General features: G+C 68.9%; 16 protein-coding genes. 11 read left to right on the plus strand and 5 right to left on the minus strand.

Annotated elements, in window-relative coordinates:
• From QHF89_RS45495 to QHF89_RS45525, 7 genes are all read left to right on the plus strand, one after another.
• Nucleotides 1-1,463: AAA-type ATPase lid domain-containing protein (locus QHF89_RS45495; protein WP_284721800.1), on the plus strand; the 1,463-nt coding region annotated here is incomplete at its 5' end.
• A 208-nt stretch (nucleotides 1,464-1,671) separates the two neighbouring features.
• Nucleotides 1,672-2,001, plus strand: a complete 330-nt coding sequence (locus QHF89_RS45500; protein ID WP_136929206.1) for an ArsR/SmtB family transcription factor — start codon at nucleotides 1,672-1,674, stop codon at nucleotides 1,999-2,001.
• On the plus strand, nucleotides 1,998-2,450 hold the full coding sequence (locus QHF89_RS45505) for an SRPBCC family protein (protein ID WP_136971639.1): 453 nt from the start codon (nucleotides 1,998-2,000) through the stop codon (nucleotides 2,448-2,450). The genes QHF89_RS45500 and QHF89_RS45505 overlap by 4 nt, the downstream gene beginning before the upstream one ends.
• Nucleotides 2,447-2,668, plus strand: a complete 222-nt coding sequence (locus tag QHF89_RS45510; protein ID WP_136929208.1) for a hypothetical protein — start codon at nucleotides 2,447-2,449, stop codon at nucleotides 2,666-2,668. Before QHF89_RS45505 ends, QHF89_RS45510 begins: the two co-directional genes overlap by 4 nt.
• Before the next feature lie 62 nt (nucleotides 2,669-2,730).
• Nucleotides 2,731-5,112 (plus strand): ATP-binding cassette domain-containing protein, encoded by a 2,382-nt coding sequence (locus tag QHF89_RS45515; RefSeq protein WP_136971640.1) that lies wholly within the window; start codon nucleotides 2,731-2,733, stop codon nucleotides 5,110-5,112.
• A 17-nt stretch (nucleotides 5,113-5,129) separates the two neighbouring features.
• Nucleotides 5,130-5,429 (plus strand): STAS domain-containing protein, encoded by a 300-nt coding sequence (locus QHF89_RS45520; RefSeq protein ID WP_136971641.1) that lies wholly within the window; start codon nucleotides 5,130-5,132, stop codon nucleotides 5,427-5,429.
• Nucleotides 5,430-5,607: 178 nt separating this feature from the next.
• Entirely contained in the window at nucleotides 5,608-6,273 is a 666-nt protein-coding gene (locus QHF89_RS45525; protein ID WP_136971642.1) for a putative adhesin, read from the plus strand.
• Between the two features lie 233 nt (nucleotides 6,274-6,506).
• Here QHF89_RS45525 and QHF89_RS45530 read toward each other — a convergent pair whose 3' ends face one another.
• On the minus strand, nucleotides 6,507-8,069 hold the full coding sequence (locus QHF89_RS45530; protein WP_136971643.1) for a hypothetical protein: 1,563 nt from the start codon (nucleotides 8,067-8,069) through the stop codon (nucleotides 6,507-6,509).
• An 88-nt stretch (nucleotides 8,070-8,157) separates the two neighbouring features.
• Between QHF89_RS45530 and QHF89_RS45535 the strand changes: the two genes are divergently transcribed.
• Together QHF89_RS45535 and QHF89_RS45540 are read left to right on the plus strand one after the other, a co-directional pair.
• Complete coding sequence (locus tag QHF89_RS45535; protein ID WP_136971644.1) at nucleotides 8,158-8,439, plus strand: hypothetical protein; 282 nt, start codon at nucleotides 8,158-8,160, stop codon at nucleotides 8,437-8,439.
• A gap of 8 nt (nucleotides 8,440-8,447) precedes the next feature.
• Nucleotides 8,448-10,124 (plus strand): hypothetical protein, encoded by a 1,677-nt coding sequence (locus QHF89_RS45540; protein WP_284721801.1) that lies wholly within the window; start codon nucleotides 8,448-8,450, stop codon nucleotides 10,122-10,124.
• Here QHF89_RS45540 and QHF89_RS45545 read toward each other — a convergent pair.
• The 3 genes from QHF89_RS45545 to QHF89_RS45555 form a co-directional block, all read right to left on the minus strand.
• Nucleotides 10,112-10,744 (minus strand): hypothetical protein, encoded by a 633-nt coding sequence (locus tag QHF89_RS45545; protein ID WP_136971646.1) that lies wholly within the window; start codon nucleotides 10,742-10,744, stop codon nucleotides 10,112-10,114. The genes QHF89_RS45540 and QHF89_RS45545 overlap by 13 nt on opposite strands.
• A 126-nt stretch (nucleotides 10,745-10,870) precedes the next feature.
• Complete coding sequence (locus QHF89_RS45550; protein ID WP_284721802.1) at nucleotides 10,871-13,705, minus strand: ATP-binding protein; 2,835 nt, start codon at nucleotides 13,703-13,705, stop codon at nucleotides 10,871-10,873.
• A gap of 70 nt (nucleotides 13,706-13,775) precedes the next feature.
• Nucleotides 13,776-15,146 (minus strand): trypsin-like peptidase domain-containing protein, encoded by a 1,371-nt coding sequence (locus QHF89_RS45555; protein WP_136971648.1) that lies wholly within the window; start codon nucleotides 15,144-15,146, stop codon nucleotides 13,776-13,778.
• A 308-nt stretch (nucleotides 15,147-15,454) separates the two neighbouring features.
• On the opposite strand from QHF89_RS45555, the gene QHF89_RS45560 reads away from it, so the two are divergent.
• Nucleotides 15,455-16,039, plus strand: a complete 585-nt coding sequence (locus QHF89_RS45560) for a hypothetical protein (RefSeq protein WP_136971649.1) — start codon at nucleotides 15,455-15,457, stop codon at nucleotides 16,037-16,039.
• A 2-nt stretch (nucleotides 16,040-16,041) separates the two neighbouring features.
• On the opposite strand, the gene QHF89_RS45565 is transcribed toward QHF89_RS45560, so the two are convergent.
• Nucleotides 16,042-16,614: a TetR/AcrR family transcriptional regulator gene (locus tag QHF89_RS45565; protein ID WP_136971650.1), complete on the minus strand. Its 573-nt coding sequence runs from the start codon at nucleotides 16,612-16,614 to the stop codon at nucleotides 16,042-16,044.
• Between the two features lie 141 nt (nucleotides 16,615-16,755).
• Here QHF89_RS45565 and QHF89_RS45570 point away from each other — a divergent pair, with 141 nt between their 5' ends.
• Nucleotides 16,756-17,955 (plus strand): cytochrome P450, encoded by a 1,200-nt coding sequence (locus tag QHF89_RS45570; RefSeq protein WP_136971651.1) that lies wholly within the window; start codon nucleotides 16,756-16,758, stop codon nucleotides 17,953-17,955.
• The last annotated feature ends 18 nt before the right edge of the window (nucleotides 17,956-17,973 follow it).

The raw sequence follows: 17,973 nt of genomic DNA on the forward strand, positions 1-17,973 counted from the left end.
TGGTGGCGTTCGGGGCGGCGGGGGCGGCGGCGCTCGCGGCGCTCGTGGCGCAGCGGCTCGCGCATCGGGCGGGGCCCGGGAGCGGGCGGCTCTTGCCGGCGTTGCAGGCCGCCGCGCGCGCGGCGACGACGCCCGATCCGGAGGAGGCGCTGCGGTCGGCGCTCTTCGAGCTGCGCGGCGCGCTCGGGCAAGGCGGCGAGCCGCCTACGCTCTACCGGTTCTTCCCGGCCGAGCAGGTGAGCGTCGATCGCGCCGGCTTCATGCACACGAAAAAGGCCGAGATGCCGCCGCGGCTCGTCGCGCTCGCGGACGCGGAGCCCGAGCGGATCCTGCGGATCGAGGTGATGCACGCGGTCTCGGTGCGGAAGCCGGAGGTGCGGCCGCTCATCGCGTGGCTGGAGGACAACCACCTCTCGGCGGTGAGCGTGGTGCGCGACGCGGACGGCCCGATCGGGGCGCTGACGGTGCCAGCGGGGGCGCGCGTCGCGCCGTCGACGCTCTCGGACGTGCGGGCGCTGCGGCAGCTCTCGGATCGGCTGGCCGCCGTGCTCGGCGTGTCCTCGATGCTGTCGCGCTCGCGCGAGCGTGAGCTCGTGGCGCGGGACGACCTCGACAAGATCGGGGCGGAGCGCGCGCGGCTCGCCACGGAGCTCGGGCGCATCGAGGGGCAGTTCGAGGCCGTCGCGAGGAGCTTCGAGCAGCGGGCGCGGGTCGCGCTCTACAGCCCGGCGGCGCAGGCGGCGGTGCAACGGCTGGAGCAGCTCGCGGCGATGGACGTGCCGGTTACGCTGCTTTCGTCGCCCGGGATCGACGCGGTGGCGTGGGCGGCGCTCGTGCACCTCGCGTCGGTGCGGAAGAAGGGCGTGATGGTGATCGTGGACGGGACGACCCCATCCGAGCACGACCCGGCGAAGTGGCAGGATCGGGTGGCCTCGCCGCTCGCGCGGGCGGCGGGCGGGACGCTCGTGCTGCTCGACGCGCACGTGCTGCCGGAGCTCGTGCAGATGCGGATCGCCTCGGGGTTGCCTGCGGACGTGGGGCTCGTGGTGGCGCTGCCGGGCACGGTGGACTCGCTGGCGGCGAGCGGGAAGCTCGCGGAGCCGCTGGCGGATCGGCTCGGCGATCGCGCGGTGGCGCTGCCGGCGCTCGCGTCGCGCGGGGAGGATCTGTCGCTGCTCGTGCTGGAGGCGCTGACGCGGATCGGGAAGCGGCTGCGGCAGGCGCCGCTGGGGATCGATCCGCGCGCATTGGCCGCCCTGGTGGATTACGAGTTCCCGGGGAATGACGCGGAGCTCGAGGGGATCCTGTTCCGAGCGGCGCTCGCGGCCCCGGCGGACGCGCGGGCGGTGACATTGCGGGAGCTGGAGACGGCGGGGTTCATGGTGCCGCCGGGGAGCGAGCGGCGGGCGCGCGGGACGGGGCCGTTGCCGCAGCCGCGGAAGAAGCGGTCGTCGAAGACGTAGCGGACGCGGGGAGCGGAAGCAGACGCAGGGGCGAAAGCCGTCGCGCGGGCAGCAGCGGCGTTCGGGCCTCCCTGCGCGGGGACGGGGAGCGCCCCATCGCGCTCGGCCTCGTTCGAACGCCAAGCCGCGCTCCGCGTCCGCGCGCCCCGCGCTCCGGGCGGCCCCCTCCGCGCTTGACAACCGATAAGCATCGGCTTATACGTCAACCATGGAGAGCGCGGTCGCTGCCGAGAACAAGGTCTTCCAGGCGCTGGCGGACCCCAGCCGCCGGGCGATCTTCGAGTCGCTCACCCGCGGCGAAGCGGCGGTGAAGGACCTGACGGCGCGCTTCGACATCTCGCAGCCGGCGGTTTCGCAGCACCTCGCCGCCCTGAAAGACGCCGGCCTGGTGAACGGCCGGCGCGAGGGGCGCTGCGTCTACTACCGGGTGGAGCCGCGCGGCATGAAGCCGCTCATCGACTGGATCGCGCACTACCGCGCCTTCTGGACGGAGCACGTCGATCGCCTCGAACGACTGCTGGAGAAAATGGACGAATGACTCTCACCGACACGACCACACCCGCGCAGACCGAATCCCTTTCCTTCGAATTCGATTTGCAGCATTCGCCCCAGAAAGTGTGGCGCGCCCTCACCGACCCCACCCTGCTCGCAGAGTGGCTCCTGCCCGTCATTGATCAAAAGCTCGAGCTCGCGTCGGGGTCGGCCTTCAAGTTCCAGACGGATCCGTTCCCCGGCTGGGACGGCACCGTGCATTGCCGGTTCGTCGAGATCGAGGCGCAACGGAAGCTCAGCTACGCGTGGGTCGTCGGCGACATGGAGCTCGACACCGTCGTGACCTTCACGCTCACCCCCACGGCCTCGGGCACGCGCCTGTCCCTCGTGCAATCGGGCTTCAAGCCGAGCCAGAAGCAGAACTTCGGCGGCGCGCGCTACGGCTGGAAGATGATGGGCGGCAAGCTCGTCGACCTGCTCGCGAGGATCACATGAACCAGGGGATTCGACAAACCCATCGCTGGATATCCATTGCCTTCACGGTGACCGTCATCGCCAATTTCGTCGCCAGGGGCTTGGGACAAGGGCAAGAGCCTCCCGCCTGGATCACCTTCTCGCCGCTGCTCCCGCTCGCCGTGCTCCTGTTCACCGGCCTGTACTTGTTCGTGCTGCCGTATGTCGCCAAGCGGCGCAGCGAGCTACGCACCTCCTGAACCCGCCGACGGCCGCATCGCTTCACGACCCACCTCGACCCTCGATGGCAAAGATCGCGAACATGACCTCGACCCCCCAGCATCCCGCAGACAGCCACGACCTGATCCGCGTCCAGGGCGCCCGCGAAAACAACCTGAAGGACGTCAGCGTCGAGATCCCCAAGCGGCGGCTGACGGTCTTCACCGGCGTCTCCGGATCGGGCAAGTCGTCGCTCGTGTTCGGCACCATCGCGGCCGAGTCGCAGCGGATGATCAACGAGACCTACAGCGCGTTCGTGCAGGGTTTCATGCCGACGCTCTCCCGGCCCGAGGTCGACGTGCTCGACGGGCTGACGACCGCGATCATCGTCGACCAGGAGCGGATGGGCGCCGATCCCCGCTCCACGGTCGGCACGGCGACCGACGTCAATGCGATGCTGCGTATCCTCTTCAGCCGCCTCGGCAAGCCGTTCATCGGCCCGCCCAACGCATACTCCTTCAACGTCCCCTCGGTCCACGCGGTCGGCTCGTTCCAGAAGGGGGGCGACAAAGCCGAGAAGGTCGTCTTCAACCGCGCCGGCGGCATGTGCCCGCGCTGCGAGGGCCGCGGCTCGGTCAACGACATCGACCTATCGCAGCTCTACGACGACAAGAAGTCGCTCAACGAGGGAGCACTCACGATCCCCGGCTACAGCATGGATGGCTGGTACGGCCGTATCTTCCGCGGCTGCGGCTTCTTCGACCCGGACAAGCCGATCCGCAAGTTCACCAAAAAAGAGCTGCACGACCTGCTCCACAAGGAGCCGACCAAGATCAAGGTCGACGGCATCAACCTCACGTACATGGGGCTGATCCCGAACATCCAGAAGTCGTACCTCTCGAAGGACATCGACGCGCTGCAGCCGCACATCCGCGCCTTCGTGGAGCGCGTGGCGACGTTCAGCACCTGCCCCGATTGCGGCGGCACCCGCCTCAGCGAGGCCGCCCGGTCCTCCAAGATCAAGGGCAAGAACATCGCCGACGCCTGCGCGATGCAGATCAGCGACCTGGCCGCATGGGTGCGCGGCCTGGACCAGCCGTCCGTCGCGCCGCTCCTCGGGGCGCTGCGGCACACGCTCGACTCGTTCGTGGAGATCGGGCTCGGCTACCTCAGCCTCGACCGGCCCTCCGGTACGCTCTCGGGCGGCGAGGCGCAACGCACAAAGATGATCCGCCACCTCGGCTCGTCGCTCACCGACGTGACCTATGTCTTCGACGAGCCGACGATCGGGCTGCACCCGCATGACATCCAGCGGATGAACGAGCTCCTGCTCCGGCTGCGCGACAAGGGCAACACCGTGCTCGTCGTCGAGCACAAGCCGGAGACGATCGTGATCGCCGACCACGTCGTCGACCTCGGCCCCGGCGCCGGCACCGCGGGCGGCGAGGTCGTCTTCCAGGGCACCCTCGACGGGCTGCGGGCGAGCGGCACGCTCACCGGGCGTCACCTGAGCGACCGGGCTTCCCTCAAGCCTTCGGTGCGCAAGCCGTCGGGCGTGCTGAAGGTGCGCGGCGCGAGCAGGCACAACCTGAAGAACGTCGACGTCGACATCCCGCTCGGCGTGCTCGTGGTGGTGACCGGCGTGGCGGGGTCGGGCAAGAGCACCCTGATCCACGGCTGGGTGTCGGGTCGAGACGGGGTCGTGTCGATCGACCAGAGCGCGATCCATGGCTCGCGGCGGAGCAACCCGGCGACGTACACCGATCTGCTGGAGCCGATCCGCAAGGCGTTCGCGAAGGCGAACGGCGTCAAGCCCGCCCTCTTCAGCGCCAACTCCGAGGGCGCCTGCCCGACCTGCAACGGCGCCGGGGTGATCTACACCGACCTCGGGATGATGGCCGGCGTCAGCACGGTCTGCGAGGATTGCGAGGGCCGGCGGTTCCAGGCGTCGGTGCTGGAGTACAAACTCGGCGGTCGCCACATCGCCGAGGTGCTCGACCTCTCGGTCGAAGAGGCGGTCGGCTTCTTCGGCGCCGGCGAGGCGCGTACGCCGGCCGCACACGCGATCCTGAAGCGCATGGCCGACGTGGGGCTCGGCTACCTGCGGCTCGGCCAGCCGCTCCCGACGCTCTCGGGGGGCGAGCGGCAGCGGCTCAAGCTCGCGACGCACATGGGCGAAGATGGCGGCGTCTACGTGCTCGACGAGCCGACCACGGGGCTGCACCTGGCCGACCTCCAGCAGCTCCTCGGGCTCTTGGATCGGCTCGTCGACGCGGGCAAGTCGGTCCTCGTGATCGAGCACCACCAGGCGGTGATGGCGCACGCCGACTGGATCATCGACCTCGGGCCGGGCGCGGGCCACGACGGCGGCCGGATCGTGTTCGAAGGCACCCCGGCCGACCTGGTCGCGAAAAAGTCGACGCTGACCGGCGAGCACCTGGCAACCTTCGTCGGGAGCCGTTCGAAGGCCACACGCTCCCGCTGAGGAGGCATCGAGATCCCATGAAGATGACGCGAACCGATCACGAAGACGAAACAACGGTCACCATCGTGGGGAAACTCGAAGAGGGGACTGCGCCGCAATTCAGGACGCTGATCGACGAGCTCCTCGCCGCGAACCGGCGGCACATCACGCTCGATCTGTTGGAGCTGAGCTCGATCGATAGCTCCGGCGTGGGCGTGATCGTCTCGCTGCACAAGCAGGTGCGCGAGCGCGGCGGCGAGGTGAAGCTCGTCGGGCTGACGGGTCAGCCGCTCGCGTTCCTCCGGCTGATGCGCCTCGACAAGGTGTTCTCGATGTAGACCAAAGAGCCGCACGGCCTGCTCGCACTGCGCGGAACTATCTACCTGCGGCGGAATGTGCAACGGGGCGACGGACGAAAGTCCGCCGATTGTTCCCCAGAAGCGGACCCCGGTATATGCTGCTCCGGGCGCGAGGCGCCCCATCGAGGAAAGCGCCCTCTTCGTCCTCCGGAGGCACATGGCTCAGAAGGTTGAAATCACCGATTCGCGGCTTTGGTTCTGGCCAAGCCCCGTCGAGTCGCCCAACAATCCCGTCACGGATTGCGTCACGCTCTCGCACGGCGCGACGTATGGATACTTCAGCGACGGCTACTTTGCCGTTCCCAACAATACCACCATCCACTTCTATGTGGCCCCCGGCATCCCCTTCAACAATGGTCCCGGCGCCATCACCGAAGTCGTCACGAGAAACAGGCACATGAGGACGGACGGGTCGAGAAACCCGGCCTTGGCTGCGCTGGACGTCGGGCCGGGGAGACACTGCCCGAATTACGAACTGTCGAAGGTCCTGAACGATGCAGCCCACGGCGCGCCGGATGACTACGAGGGTCTCTCGGGCATCATCGACAGCGCCCAGGCGGGCGTGAAAGCCGCAGGAGGCTACAACAGACCGGACCAGCGACCTGGAATTGGTGCCGGCGACATCCGGTGGTGCCCGCACGTGGTCACCGTGCGAAAGCGGTGGTACGCGAAGACCATCGACCTCCGAACGTTGATCGAGGTCACGCAGAGACACAAGCCCCACATCACCGACTTCTACGTCGTCGCATGCCGGGTGCACCGCACCGCCGGCCAATACGGATGGGACAAGGCCAACGCTTGGTTCGCGCCGAAGCCGTATTGATTCGTCGATTCGTGGCGCGCAGCAGATGCGTCCACAGGTTGCTCGATGAGCCCGGGGAGATCAGGGGTTGCCCGAGCGCAGCAACCCCTGGGAGGAGGGGCAGAGACCAGAAGTGGTCTCATAAACCGTTGGGAGCGCCCCGAAGCTAGGGAGGGCGAAGCGAGGAATCCTACGCGGATTTCGAGCGAGGCCGACCGACGATTCGGGGCGCGAGTAGGTTTATGAGACCACTTCTAGAAATCCGGGTAGGCGGACCAGAGGCCCGCGCGTTCCGGCGTGCGCACGGCGTAGACGATGCCGGGCTCGGGCCAGTAGATCTCGTCGAATTCGCTGACGCCCGTATCGACGTCGATCTGCTGTCCGTTGGCGGAGATCCAGGCCCCGAGGGTGCCTGCCCCGAGCGCGTCGTCCCAGCCGTGGACGTAGCCGAGGGCGGGCGCCTGGTAGGAAAACCACGGGGTCGCGCGGTGCACGCGCGGGACCCGGAGAGCTTCGGCCAGCGTCTCCTTGTCGAGCACGACGAGCGTCCCGACCTCCGCCTGCTCGTCCACGACCATGGCGAGGTGGGCGCCCCTCTGGACCCAGGCCCCCCCGATGCCCTCGAGGAGCGGAGAAAAACCGCCCTCCAGCGTCCATGTTCCCAGCGTGCCGCTCGTGCCGTCGTGATTGAGCTCGACCAGAGAGCCCTCCTCCTGGAACGACCAAACATACCCGTCGGGCTTCGGATTCGTCCCGACGAGCACGGGCTCACCGTCCCCCGGGACGGCCCAAAGCTCGCGCTTCTTCCCAGGCTCCTCGCGCTGGAAGAAGATCCACGACTTCGAGGCGCGGCGGACGAAACGCGCGGACGTGACCCCGGCTGCGACGAGGCGTGTGTCCCCCGTCGTCAGGTCCCGGACCGCGAGCACGCCGGCCGCGCAGTCGTCCCGGTAGGCGAGCTTGAGCGAGTTCACGTAAAAGTACTCGGGTTTGCACGGCGCGGCCGCCGTGGGGATGGCCATGGGCGCGGGATCCCCTAGCTTCAGCACCCAGAGCCCCAACGCATCCACATAAGCCGCCTCTCCGGTAAAGTCGACCACGACCTCGGTGACGCCCTCGCCCGCGGTTTGCAAGGTGTTCCCCTCACGATCACGCAGGACCAGGCGCCCGCCCTCGATCAGCCAGAAGGTCTCCGCCGCGTATTTCCAGAAGCTCGCGCCCTCGGAGATCGTGCGCATCGAGCCGGCCCAGGGATCGATCCACACGACCTCACCCGACGTCGTCCGCGCGGCGTAGGCCTCGGTCCGGCTCTCGGCGCTGCTGTAGATCGGCCACGGCCACGTTTCGACCGAGGGCACGCGCATGTGCTCCACGCAGGACGCGTCGAAGATGCGCAGGTCCCCGCTCTTGGCCCCGGGCTCTCCCTCGAACGCCAAGATGCGTGCCGGGCGAGCGTCGACGCGCGGCTCGTCGCCGCTGAACGAGGGTTGCGGCCCCATCGTGGTGTACCCGAATGCCTTGCCCATCGCGCAAGAGCGCTTTTCGCCCTCCGCGAGCGAGACCAGGACGAGCTCCTCCTCCCCCGGCGCGCGCTCGTGTTGCGCCAGGACGAACGCCCCGTCGGGCTCCGTTCCTCCGACGAGCAGCCTGCGATAAAGGCCGTCCGCGTGCGTCGCTTCGCTGCGCTCGAACTCGACCGAACAACCGCCGCTGCACGCGGGTAGCAGCGACAGGGCAAACGCGCCGAAGACGGCGAGCCCGCCCCGCCGCCACGTTCCACCCGACCCGACCATTCGCGTCCTACGGACGTACGTCATACAACACCTCCACGGGGGCCCTGAGGTGCCGCGGGGGGGCTGGTCATTCGCTTGTGTACTCGACGGGACCGTGCTCTTGTCGCCCGCGATGCAACGTTCCTTGATTCGTTCCCTCGACCCGCCGCGTGACGCGGACGCCCGCGCGCTCGCCGAGAGCCTCGGCAACCATTTCGCCATCGCTTCCATCAGCGGCAGCGGCGGGGAGCACGAGGTCCAGTTCGTCAACCCCCCCGAGCTCGTCGCCGTCATCGGCCCCTCCCACGCGCGCTTCTTCGTCCAGGATGTCGAAGGAGCGGACGGCACGAGGATCCGCCACGAGGAGCAGCGCGCAGAGCTCGCACCCGAGCCATGGAGGACCGTCGAGTCATGATCCCCGTCTTGCGACGACGAAATGACGTGGCGATGGCGCCGACGCTCCGGCTCGTTTCGCGCCTGGCACCACCTCCAAGCTTGGCGGGGGCGCGCTTCCTGCCAAAACGTGTCGTCTTTCATCCGCGTGGGCGGTACGTCGCCGCGACGTGCGACGGCACCCTGCGTGTATGGGATCTCGACGAAGGCCGCATCGCGTGGGAGCGCGAGGAGGTGGTCGATTGCGCGGTCGTTCCGGAGAGCGGAGAGCTTCTCGTGGTCGGCTGGTTCGACGCATCGCTCGTCTCGTTCGAGCGAGGGGAGTTGATTCGAACGATCCTCGACGAGGACGAGGACGAGGACGAGGACGTGGGTGAGCTCACGGCCGGCGTCGTGACGTCCGACGGAGCCGAGATTATTCTGTGGGACGCGGCACGCGGGCCCATGCGCTACGCGACGAGCTCGGGTGCCGAGCTCGGGGCCGCGGAGGCCGATACGACCGGCGACGACGATCGGCTCGACGACGACGATCGGCTCGACGACGACGAGCCCCCGCTCGCGCTCGCGCGATCGAGCGAGGGTCTCATCTTCACGATACATCGTTCAGGGATCGCCGTCGTCGCAGACGTCGTGCTCTCGCACCACGCGTTTTCGTACGGCGACGCAAAACCTGCTGCGCTCGCGGTCTCGCCTCGTGATCGGCTCGTCACGTGGCTCGACGACGGATCGTGCCTGACCTGGAGAATCGAGCCAGCCCCGCGCGACTTCAGCGCGGGCCACTCCGAATGGAAGTACGACCACGCGGTCGTGGACGAGGCTGCCCCGGGCCGCGTCATCGTCTCCGGTTATGGCCTTCCGGCCCATGTGTGGGAAGCCGCGCGTGGCTCGGTCGTGGGCGCCGTGTACATGCCGGCGGACGAGGAAGGGCAGGCCGAGCGTCCGCTGCACGGCGCGGTTCTTCACGCGTGGCCCTCCTCGATGGCCATCGTCCACCTCGAATCCGTGTCTCTGATCGCGCGCGCCTCGGGGCACGTCGTTGGCAGCGTGCACTCGCATGGCTTCGACGGCGGCGCGTTCCTTCGCGCCATCGCGCGCGGCGGTGCCCGCCTGCTTCACGCGGCGCCGTCGAGTCACCGCGCGTTCGTTCACGATCCGACGAGCGCTTCCCAGCACGCCTTGGCCGAGCTGTCCGCCGAGGGTGCCGGCGGGATCACGGCGCTCGTGTTCGCCGACGAAGCCGGGTCGCTCGTGCTCCTGGGCTGCGCAGACGGTACCCTCCGCCGTTATCGAATTCCCGACGCCGCAGGCCGCGACGGGCGGCCACTCCCCGTCGCTGGGGTGACGATTGCATCGGTCGGAGCCGTGCGCAGCCTCGCATGCATGGAGCACCAGGGAGTTCGGCTCGCGCTCGTGGGCGATACCACGGGCAAGGTCCGATACGTCGACGTCGAGCGCGCGGTCGTCGTGAGGACACTCGACGCAGGCGCGGATCCCGTCGTCGAGATCGTCACCTCGCTGGATGGATCGAGGTTCTGCACGCGGACAGGGGGCGGCCGCATTCGCATGTGGGACGTCGGCGGGACCTGCACGGGCGAGTGCGTCGAGCCCACCGCACGCGCCCTCGTGCTGGGAACCGAGGTTGTAGGGATGATCGACGCGCTCGGGCAATTGGTCGTGCTCGAGCCATCCCCGGCTCAAAAGACGTAATTCATCCCGACATTGAAGCCGCCGTCGACGTTCAGGAGCGAGGAGCTGGTGGAGCCATCTCCCACCGTCCCGACGAAGACGATGGCCTCGGGCCTCGCGAACAAGTTGAACTTCGGGCTCGCATAAAACGCGAGCCCGAAGCCGAGCCGCGCCGTGCCGCCCAGCGTCGTCAGCGCCGGCGTGCCTTTTGGCGCGTCCTTGATGGGCTGCTTGCCATAAAACCCGCCGCCCGCGATGCCGGGATTGAGGAACAACCCTCGTCCGATGTTGATGAGGTAATTCCCCCCGAGCGTGAACACCCCGCCCTGCCGCGCGACGTCGTTCTCGCCCTTGTAGAAGTAGCTGACGTTCAGCTCCAGGTTCAGGTTCTTGACGATGAAATAACGGAACGTGAGCCCGGTGATGTTCGTGGTCCGGATCGCGGAGGTGCTGCCCTCCTTGCTGTAATTGAGCACGAGGAGGCTCTCGGCCCCGATCTCCTTGATGCCCTTCCCGATCGCGCGGATGCCGCTCGTGTCGGGCGCGCCGGGAACGAGGATGTCGGCAAGCGCGGGCGCAGGCGCGGCCACGAGGGCCACGCCAAGAGAAACCATTGCAGCGACAATCGGCCAAGTTCGCATGATACCTCGACGGGATGACAGGGATTCGACGCGGCGACGAGATGGGGCCGCGCTCCCCTGAATTCCCGGGCGTTTTACACCATTTCGAGCCGCCCGGAGCGGCGCGACCCGGGCTCGGGTATCGAATTAAAAAGAATTAAGCGACTGCTCGGCGTCGAGGGATTCGAGGACGACCGCCGTGGGGTCGAGCAAAAAGCCGTCATCGCGGCTCTGGAGCAGGGCCCCGAGGCCGAGCTTTCGGAGCTTGGTGAGCGTGACGTAGACGCGGTTCGCCGCCGCTTTGGGCGGGATGCGCTCCCCGGGCCAGCCGGCCTCGAAGAGCTCCGCCATCGAGAGGGCGCGCCCCGGCGCGTCGATACGCGCGCGCACGAGGAGCGAAAGCACGAGGCGCGCCGCCTTCGCTTTCAAAAAAGGCACCGGGCGGCCCTCCTGAAGGCGAAACCAGCGGGCCTCCGGGCCCACGATGAGCCGCGCGATCACCGGCGGGAGCGGAGCGACGGGCTCTCCCGCCGAGGCCACGGGCAAGGCGAGCGCGCGATCGAGCAGGCGCATGGCGAGGCGAACGTCCGCCGAGCCGCGCGCCGGCGCGAGGGTGCCGTCCGGAGCCGGCGCCTGCGCCATGGCCATGGGCGCGGCAGCGGCGAGGCGATATCGCTCCGCGGCCGTCCCCTCCCCCGCCGCCGCGGCGATACGCGCGCGCCTGGCATTCGCGTGGGCCGCGTGCAGCTCCACCGCGATCCTCGTCGTGAGCACGCGTCCGCCGACGAGCCTGGCCGCGGCGGCTTCGAAGTGCCCCGCCGCGGCGTCCTCGTGGCCGAGCCCGGTCTCGACAGCGCCGAGCGCGGCCAGGAAAACAACCGAATAATGCCGCTCTCCGGTGCCCTGGAGCCGCGCGAGGGCTTCCCCGTACGCGGAGCGCGCGTCGTCGAGCAGGCCCTCCTCGAACGCGACGTCGCCCAGGTAGCCGTGGAGCACGCCCTCCGACCATCGATCGCCGACGGCGCGGTGGATCGCGAGCGCCGCCCCGAGCTTTTCGCGCGCCTGGCCAAACCGGCCCCGCGCCTGCTGGACGCGCCCGAGGATGCCGAGCACGTAGCCCTCGGTGCGCCGGTCTTCCTGGAGCAGGGCGAGCACCTGGCCGGCGGCGCGCTCGGCCTCGTCGAGCCGGCCGAGGCTCAGGCGCGCCAGGGCGACCTGCGCGAGGGCGAGGGAGTGTCCCCGCGGATCGCCGGCGGCCTGGAAGCCGGCGGCGGCCTGCTCCACGTACCCCAGGGCCTCCGTGGCGCGTCCCCGCCAGTTGAGCGCGCCGCCGTAGGTGAGCATCCAGTCGGCGTGCAGCGACGCTTCGCCGAGATCGAGGGCGATCGCGCGCGCGCGGTCGAAGCAGGACCGCGCGTCGTCCGGGCGCTCCGCCTGATCGAACATCACCCCGAGCTTGGTGAGGGCGAGGCCTTCGTCGACGCGCGAGCCCGCCACACACGCTTCGTCGAGCGCCCGCTGAAAGCCGAGGAAGCTGTCGATCACCCGTCCCCGGAGCAGATCCGCGAGCGCGCGTGTGTAGAGGGCCCGCGTGCGCAGGCCCGGCGGGGCAGGCGCGGCCTCGAGCGCGGCGTCGAGCATCGCCACGTACGGCTCCAGGCGGCCCTTGGCGCACAGAAGGAGCACGGGTTCGAGCAGGAGGAGCCCGCGGAGGGCGGCCTCCGCGTCCTCGGACGTGAGCGGCCGCCGGGCGAGCGCGCGCGTGCACACGGCGATCAGGTTGCTCGCCTCCAGCGAGGCGCGGCGAACGTCGATCACCCGCGGCAAGGCGGCCTCCCGCGGGCCCTCCATGCCGAGGAAATACGCCGCGTGGCGCCGGACGGCGGCTTCCTTGCCGCCGAGCTCGTCGAGCCGCTCCTCGGCGTACGCGTGGAGGCTCTCCAGCATGCCGTAGCGGCGCTCGCCCGCGGCGCTCGGCGGATGCAGGTCGAACGCCCGGATCAACGATTTGTCGTGCAACGATTGGAGCACGTCGAGGATCGGCGGCGCACCGTCTTCGCGTCCGGCGCCGAGATCGAGCACTGCCTCCGCCGCGTCGAGGGAGAAGCCGCCGACGAACACCGAGCCTTGCGCGAGCGCGTCCTTCTCCCACGGCGCGAGGAGCTCCCACGACGAGTCGATCGCGCCGCGCAACGTCGCCTTGCGCGCGGGCGCGCCGCGGGCGCCCGTCACGAGCAGCTCGAAGCGGCGCGCGAGCCGGTCGAGGATCTGCCCCGGCGCGAGGACACCCATCCGCGCCGCGCAGAGCTCGATCGCCAGCGGGATGCCGTCGACGCGCCGGACGATCGCGGCGACGCTCTCGGCTTCGGCCTCGGTGAGCTCGAAGTCGAAGCGCACGGCCCGCGCCCGCGCCACGAAGAGCTCGACGGCGTCCGACGAGGCGATCACGCGCAGCGATCGCTCCTCCGCGGGCGGCACGCCGAGCGGTTCGAGCCCGAGGGACACCTCGCCGTCCAGCCGGAGCCGCTCGCGCGAGGTCACGACGAACTGCGCGCGAGGAGCAAACGAGAGCCAGGGGCCCAGCATCCGTGGGGCAAGGTCGACGAGCTGCTCCAGGTTGTCGAGGAGGACCACGCTCCGCGGCGGCCCCGCGAGGGCGCGCCCGAGCTGCGCCACCACCTCGTCGGCGGTGCCCGCCGCGGCCAGGGGCACGTCGAGCACACGGGCGAGGACCGCGCACGCGTCGTCGATCCCCTTGGCCTCGCTGAGGTCGCAGAACAAGAGGCGCGTCCCATCGCGCGCGGACGTGGCCAGCGCCGACGCGGCCCACTCCAGCGCGAGGCGTGTCTTGCCGATGCCGGCAGCGCCGGTGATCGTCACGAGCCGAGCGCCCGCGTCGATGCGCTCCCCGAGCGCGCGGAGCTCCCGCGCGCGCCCGACGAAGGCGCCGCGCGCCGACGTACCGGGCAGCAGGATCGTCACGGGCGGAGACGTTACCACCCCGCGGAAGCCTGCGTTAAAAATCGTTAAGTGGCCACGCGGGCCCGATCGTTCAAAAGGTCGAGAGCCCCAGCGAGACCTGATGGATGAACTTCACGTCCGGCGAGGGCAACACGCGCAGCTCGTATCCGAACGTCAGGGCATGCACATGCACGCCCAGGCCCACGGACAAGGCGCCCGCATGTGCCCAGGACTCCTTCGTATTCTTGCCCATTCGGAAGGAGCAAGGGTCCGTCTGGCTCATGCACGTCGGATTGTCGAGGACCAGATTGTAGGTCTTCTCCTCCGTGTACTCCCAGTTCCAGCCGGCGCCGATCGAAGGGACGAGCGAGACCGACGCGGGCGACGAAACCAGGGGAATGCGGTATCCGATGCGCATATCCGCCACGATGCGCGCCATGTCCGTCCGTGCGATGGGCAGGCGGGGGTCGTCCGAGGTAGGGACCAGGCCGAAGACGCCGAAGCGCGGCAAAAATTCCCACTGGTCGGCGAAGAGCATCGGCATGCCCATGGTTCCGCCGACGAATCCCTTGCCCCGCTCGAATTGAGCCGCGAACGCGGTCGCGAACCCGAAGACGATGTTCGTCGTGACAGGGGGCGGCTTCTTTCCCACGCTCGCGCGCGCCTCTCGTATTTTTCCGGCCGGCACCGCGTGACCCATCGGAGACTCCCACTCTGCGCGTCCCGAGGGAGGAGGGATGAGGAGGCCGGCCACGTGACCCTGACAGTCGAGGAGCGGGCCGCCGGTGTAGTTCAACCCGACCTGCGCGTCGATCGACAGAAGCTCGTCGTCGCGATCGGCGACGACACCCCGGCGGTGGGCCGGGAAGCGATCTTCACGCGTGCCAAAGTCGAGAGGAACGCCGATCGCGACGACCTCGCTGCCAATCACGGGCGCCGACGTCGCGAGCTCGAGCGCCTTTCCAGGGAGGGGCGCTTCGAGCTCGAGGATGGAGATACGTTCGAATGCGTCGGTGAATACGACCTTCGCGCCCACCGAGAGGCCGTCGCGGGTATGGACGCGCAGCCGAAACGGCCGATCCACGACGTGGAAATGGGTGACGACGTGCGTGTCGTCCAGCAAGAAGCCTGCGCCCCAGCTTGTATGCGTGGTGATCCGGACCGTCCCGCGACGCGCAGCGTCCGCGACGCGCTCGAGCCCCGCCTTGCCGCACGTGCCGCTCTCCGCGGGACGCGCGGGCTCCGCAGGCGGGACGACGACCGCCGCGGGCGGCGTCGTCGCGACGAGCAACGCGGGCGCGGCGGGCAGAGAAGCAGGCTCGGTCACGGCATCCTCGCCCTGGGTCTGCGCGCGGGCGACGACGGGGGCCGCGACCAACACCGCGGCCAGGGCGGCGGCCAAGGACCTCGCGCCGCGCGCGGGGAAAACGGGGAGGGAGCATTCTCGGGCGGGGTTCCACATGTCGATCGTCTCCGGCAAGGACGACCCCGGCGACGGGTCCGGGGCGTGCCGAAGATGCTAGTGATCGACGCGGAGAGCGCACATAAATGATATTTAATCGTTCACCCCGAGCGGGCGCGGCGTGGAACGTGAATATCGCCGCTGGCATGCCGATTGCTCAACGGCCCCCCATGCGTACGCTATCATGGCTCGTGGGTGGGTGGGTTGCTTGGGTGTTGTTCGCCGGTTGCGTCGACAAAGACGAATGCGAGCCTCACGCCGCGAGGTGCAACGGATCGAAATTCCAGAGGTGCGTCGGCGAGAGGGGCATGAGCATCATGCCAGGGACACGGCCCATCTACGTGTGGGAGGACGCGCCCTGCACCGGCCTGTGCGTGGAAGTCGGCGAAGCGGCCCTCTGCGAGCCGCAGCCGGACGGCCGTTGTCCTTCGTGCGCGGGAGGCTGCGCGCACGGCGCCACGTTATGCGTCGAAAATTCGGCGCTCGACTGCGACGCGAAAGGGCGTTTGCTCAAGGAGAGCGTATGCGACGTCGCGTGCGTCGTCGGCGTGTCGGAGGTCTCGAAGGAGCCGCTGGCCCTGTGCGCCCTCTCGCCCGACCCGGAGCCCGCCTGCGAAGGCCGCGAGCAAACCGGCGGCGTGGCCTGCGTCGACGGCGCAATGACGCGCTGCCAGGCCGGATTCGCGGTCACACGCCTCACGCAGAACGAGGGCGCTTGCAGCCCTTCGGAGTTCTGCGTCGAGACGCAGAGCAAACCCATCTGTGCCCTCGAACCCTCGCCAAACCCGAGCTGCGCGGGCGTGGAAGACTTCGGCCATGTCTGCGTCGACGGCGTCACCGTCTTTTGCCTCGGCGGATTCGTCTTCGAGCGCGGCTCCGCTTGCTCGCCTTGAATCTATCGACGAGGACGACCCAGCAGGCGCTTGCCCAGGTCGAGCAGGTGCTGGCGTAGGGTGTCGTCGTCGATGGCTGCGAACTCGGGAGCGCCGCCGGCCATCGCGAGCCCCGCGGACATGACGTGCATCGTGATTGCGTCGGCGAGGCTCGGGTCGGCCCCGGCGAAGACCGTCTTCATCTTGGTGTTGAGGTTCTCGTCCCTCGGCGCCTGCAACGTCTGGTTGACGAGGCGCCGGAGCCCGGGGTCGCTGTTGAACAGGCGGATCAACGTGCGCTCCCGGACGATGAGGTCGACGAACCCCGAGAGCGCGTGATCGATCTGCGCGCCCCGGCTCCGCTTCGTGCGCGCCGCGTCGAGGATCTGCTCCATCTCCTGCAGAGCGGGCAAGGCCACGGCCTCGATGATCTCGTCCTTCGACTTGAAGTGGTAGTAGAGGGCGGCCTTCGTGACGCCGAGCGCGTCGGCGATCATCTGCATCGACGTGCCCTCCAGCCCGTGTTTGCTGAACAGCTTCAGCGCGGCGTCGAGCAGTCGTGATCGGGTGTCGTGGACAGCGGTGCCGGCAGTCATGGCCCTCCTCGCGGGGACCGAGACAGTACCCCGCTCCTCGCCGCGCGGCATGCTTTCCGATCGGTCAGCTCCCAACTGACCGATCGGCTTGCGCCGAACTTACCGATCGGTTAGCGTGGGACCCCGAACCGAGGAGGAACCATGACCGCCGATGCCATTCCGTCGCTCGACATTGTCAGGACCTGCCCTTACGCGCCGCCTGCGCAGCACCGCAGCTTTCGCCAGGAGGCCCCCATCGCCAAGGTCAAGCTGCCCACGGGCGCGACGGCCTGGGCGATCACGCGGCATGAGGACATCCGGACGCTCCTGTCCGACCCCCGGTTCAGCGCCAGCCGGAAAAACCCCGGCTTCCCCCATTTGTCCCCCCTCGTGATGCCCGCCCTGAATGGCAAGCCGCTGCTGATCGAGATGGACGGGCAAGAACACGCGGCCGCGCGCCGGGCCGTCGTCGGTGAATTCACGGTCAAGCGGGCCGCCGCGCTCACCGCGCGCATCCAGCAAATCGTGGACGAGCACATCGACGTGATGCTGGCCGGGCCTCGCCCGGTCGACCTCGTGCAGGCGCTCTCCCTGCCGGTGCCATCCCTCGTGATCTGCGAGCTGCTCGGCGTTCCTTACGCCGATCACGGGTTCTTCCAGGCTCGCTCCGCATTGCTCGTGAGTCGGGAAGCGCCGCTCGAAGCGAAGGGGCTCGCCTTCTTCGAGCTCCTGTCTTATCTCGACAAACTCGTGACCGACAAGGAGCAGAATCCGACCGACGACTTGCTGGGCCGCCAGGTCCTCAAGTTGCGCGAAGAGGGCACGTACGATCACGAGTCGATGCTCAACCTGTCCTTCATCCTCTTGATCGCCGGGCACGAGACCACCGCGAACATGATCTCGCTGAGCACGTTGGCCCTGCTGAAGAACCCCGAGAAGCTCGCGGCCCTTCGCCAGAACCCCGACAAGACCCTGGCGGCGGTCGAGGAGCTCCTGCGTTATTTCACCATTGCGGAGCTCGGCGTCGGTCGGGTCGCCACCGAGGACGTGGAGCTCGGAGGGGTGCTCATCCGCGCCGGGGAAGGCGTCGTCGCGCTGGCCAATATCGGCAACCGCGATCCGGAGGTCTTCCGGGACGCTGACGAGCTCGACCTCGAGCGTGGCGCCCGGAATCACGTCGCCTTCGGCTTCGGCGCGCACCAATGCCTCGGCCAGAACCTGGCCCGGATCGAGCTGCAAATCGTCCTCGACACGTTGTTCCGGCGGATCCCCGAGCTGCGGCTCGCCGTGCCCGAGGAAAAGCTGCCGTTCAAGAGCGACGCCTTGGTGTACGGCTTGCACGAGTTCCCGGTGACCTGGTAATCGGAGATCGCAGGCGTC

This window comes from Polyangium sorediatum (assembly GCF_029946465.1).
Classification (GTDB): Bacteria; Myxococcota_A; Polyangia; order Polyangiales; family Polyangiaceae; genus Polyangium; species Polyangium fumosum.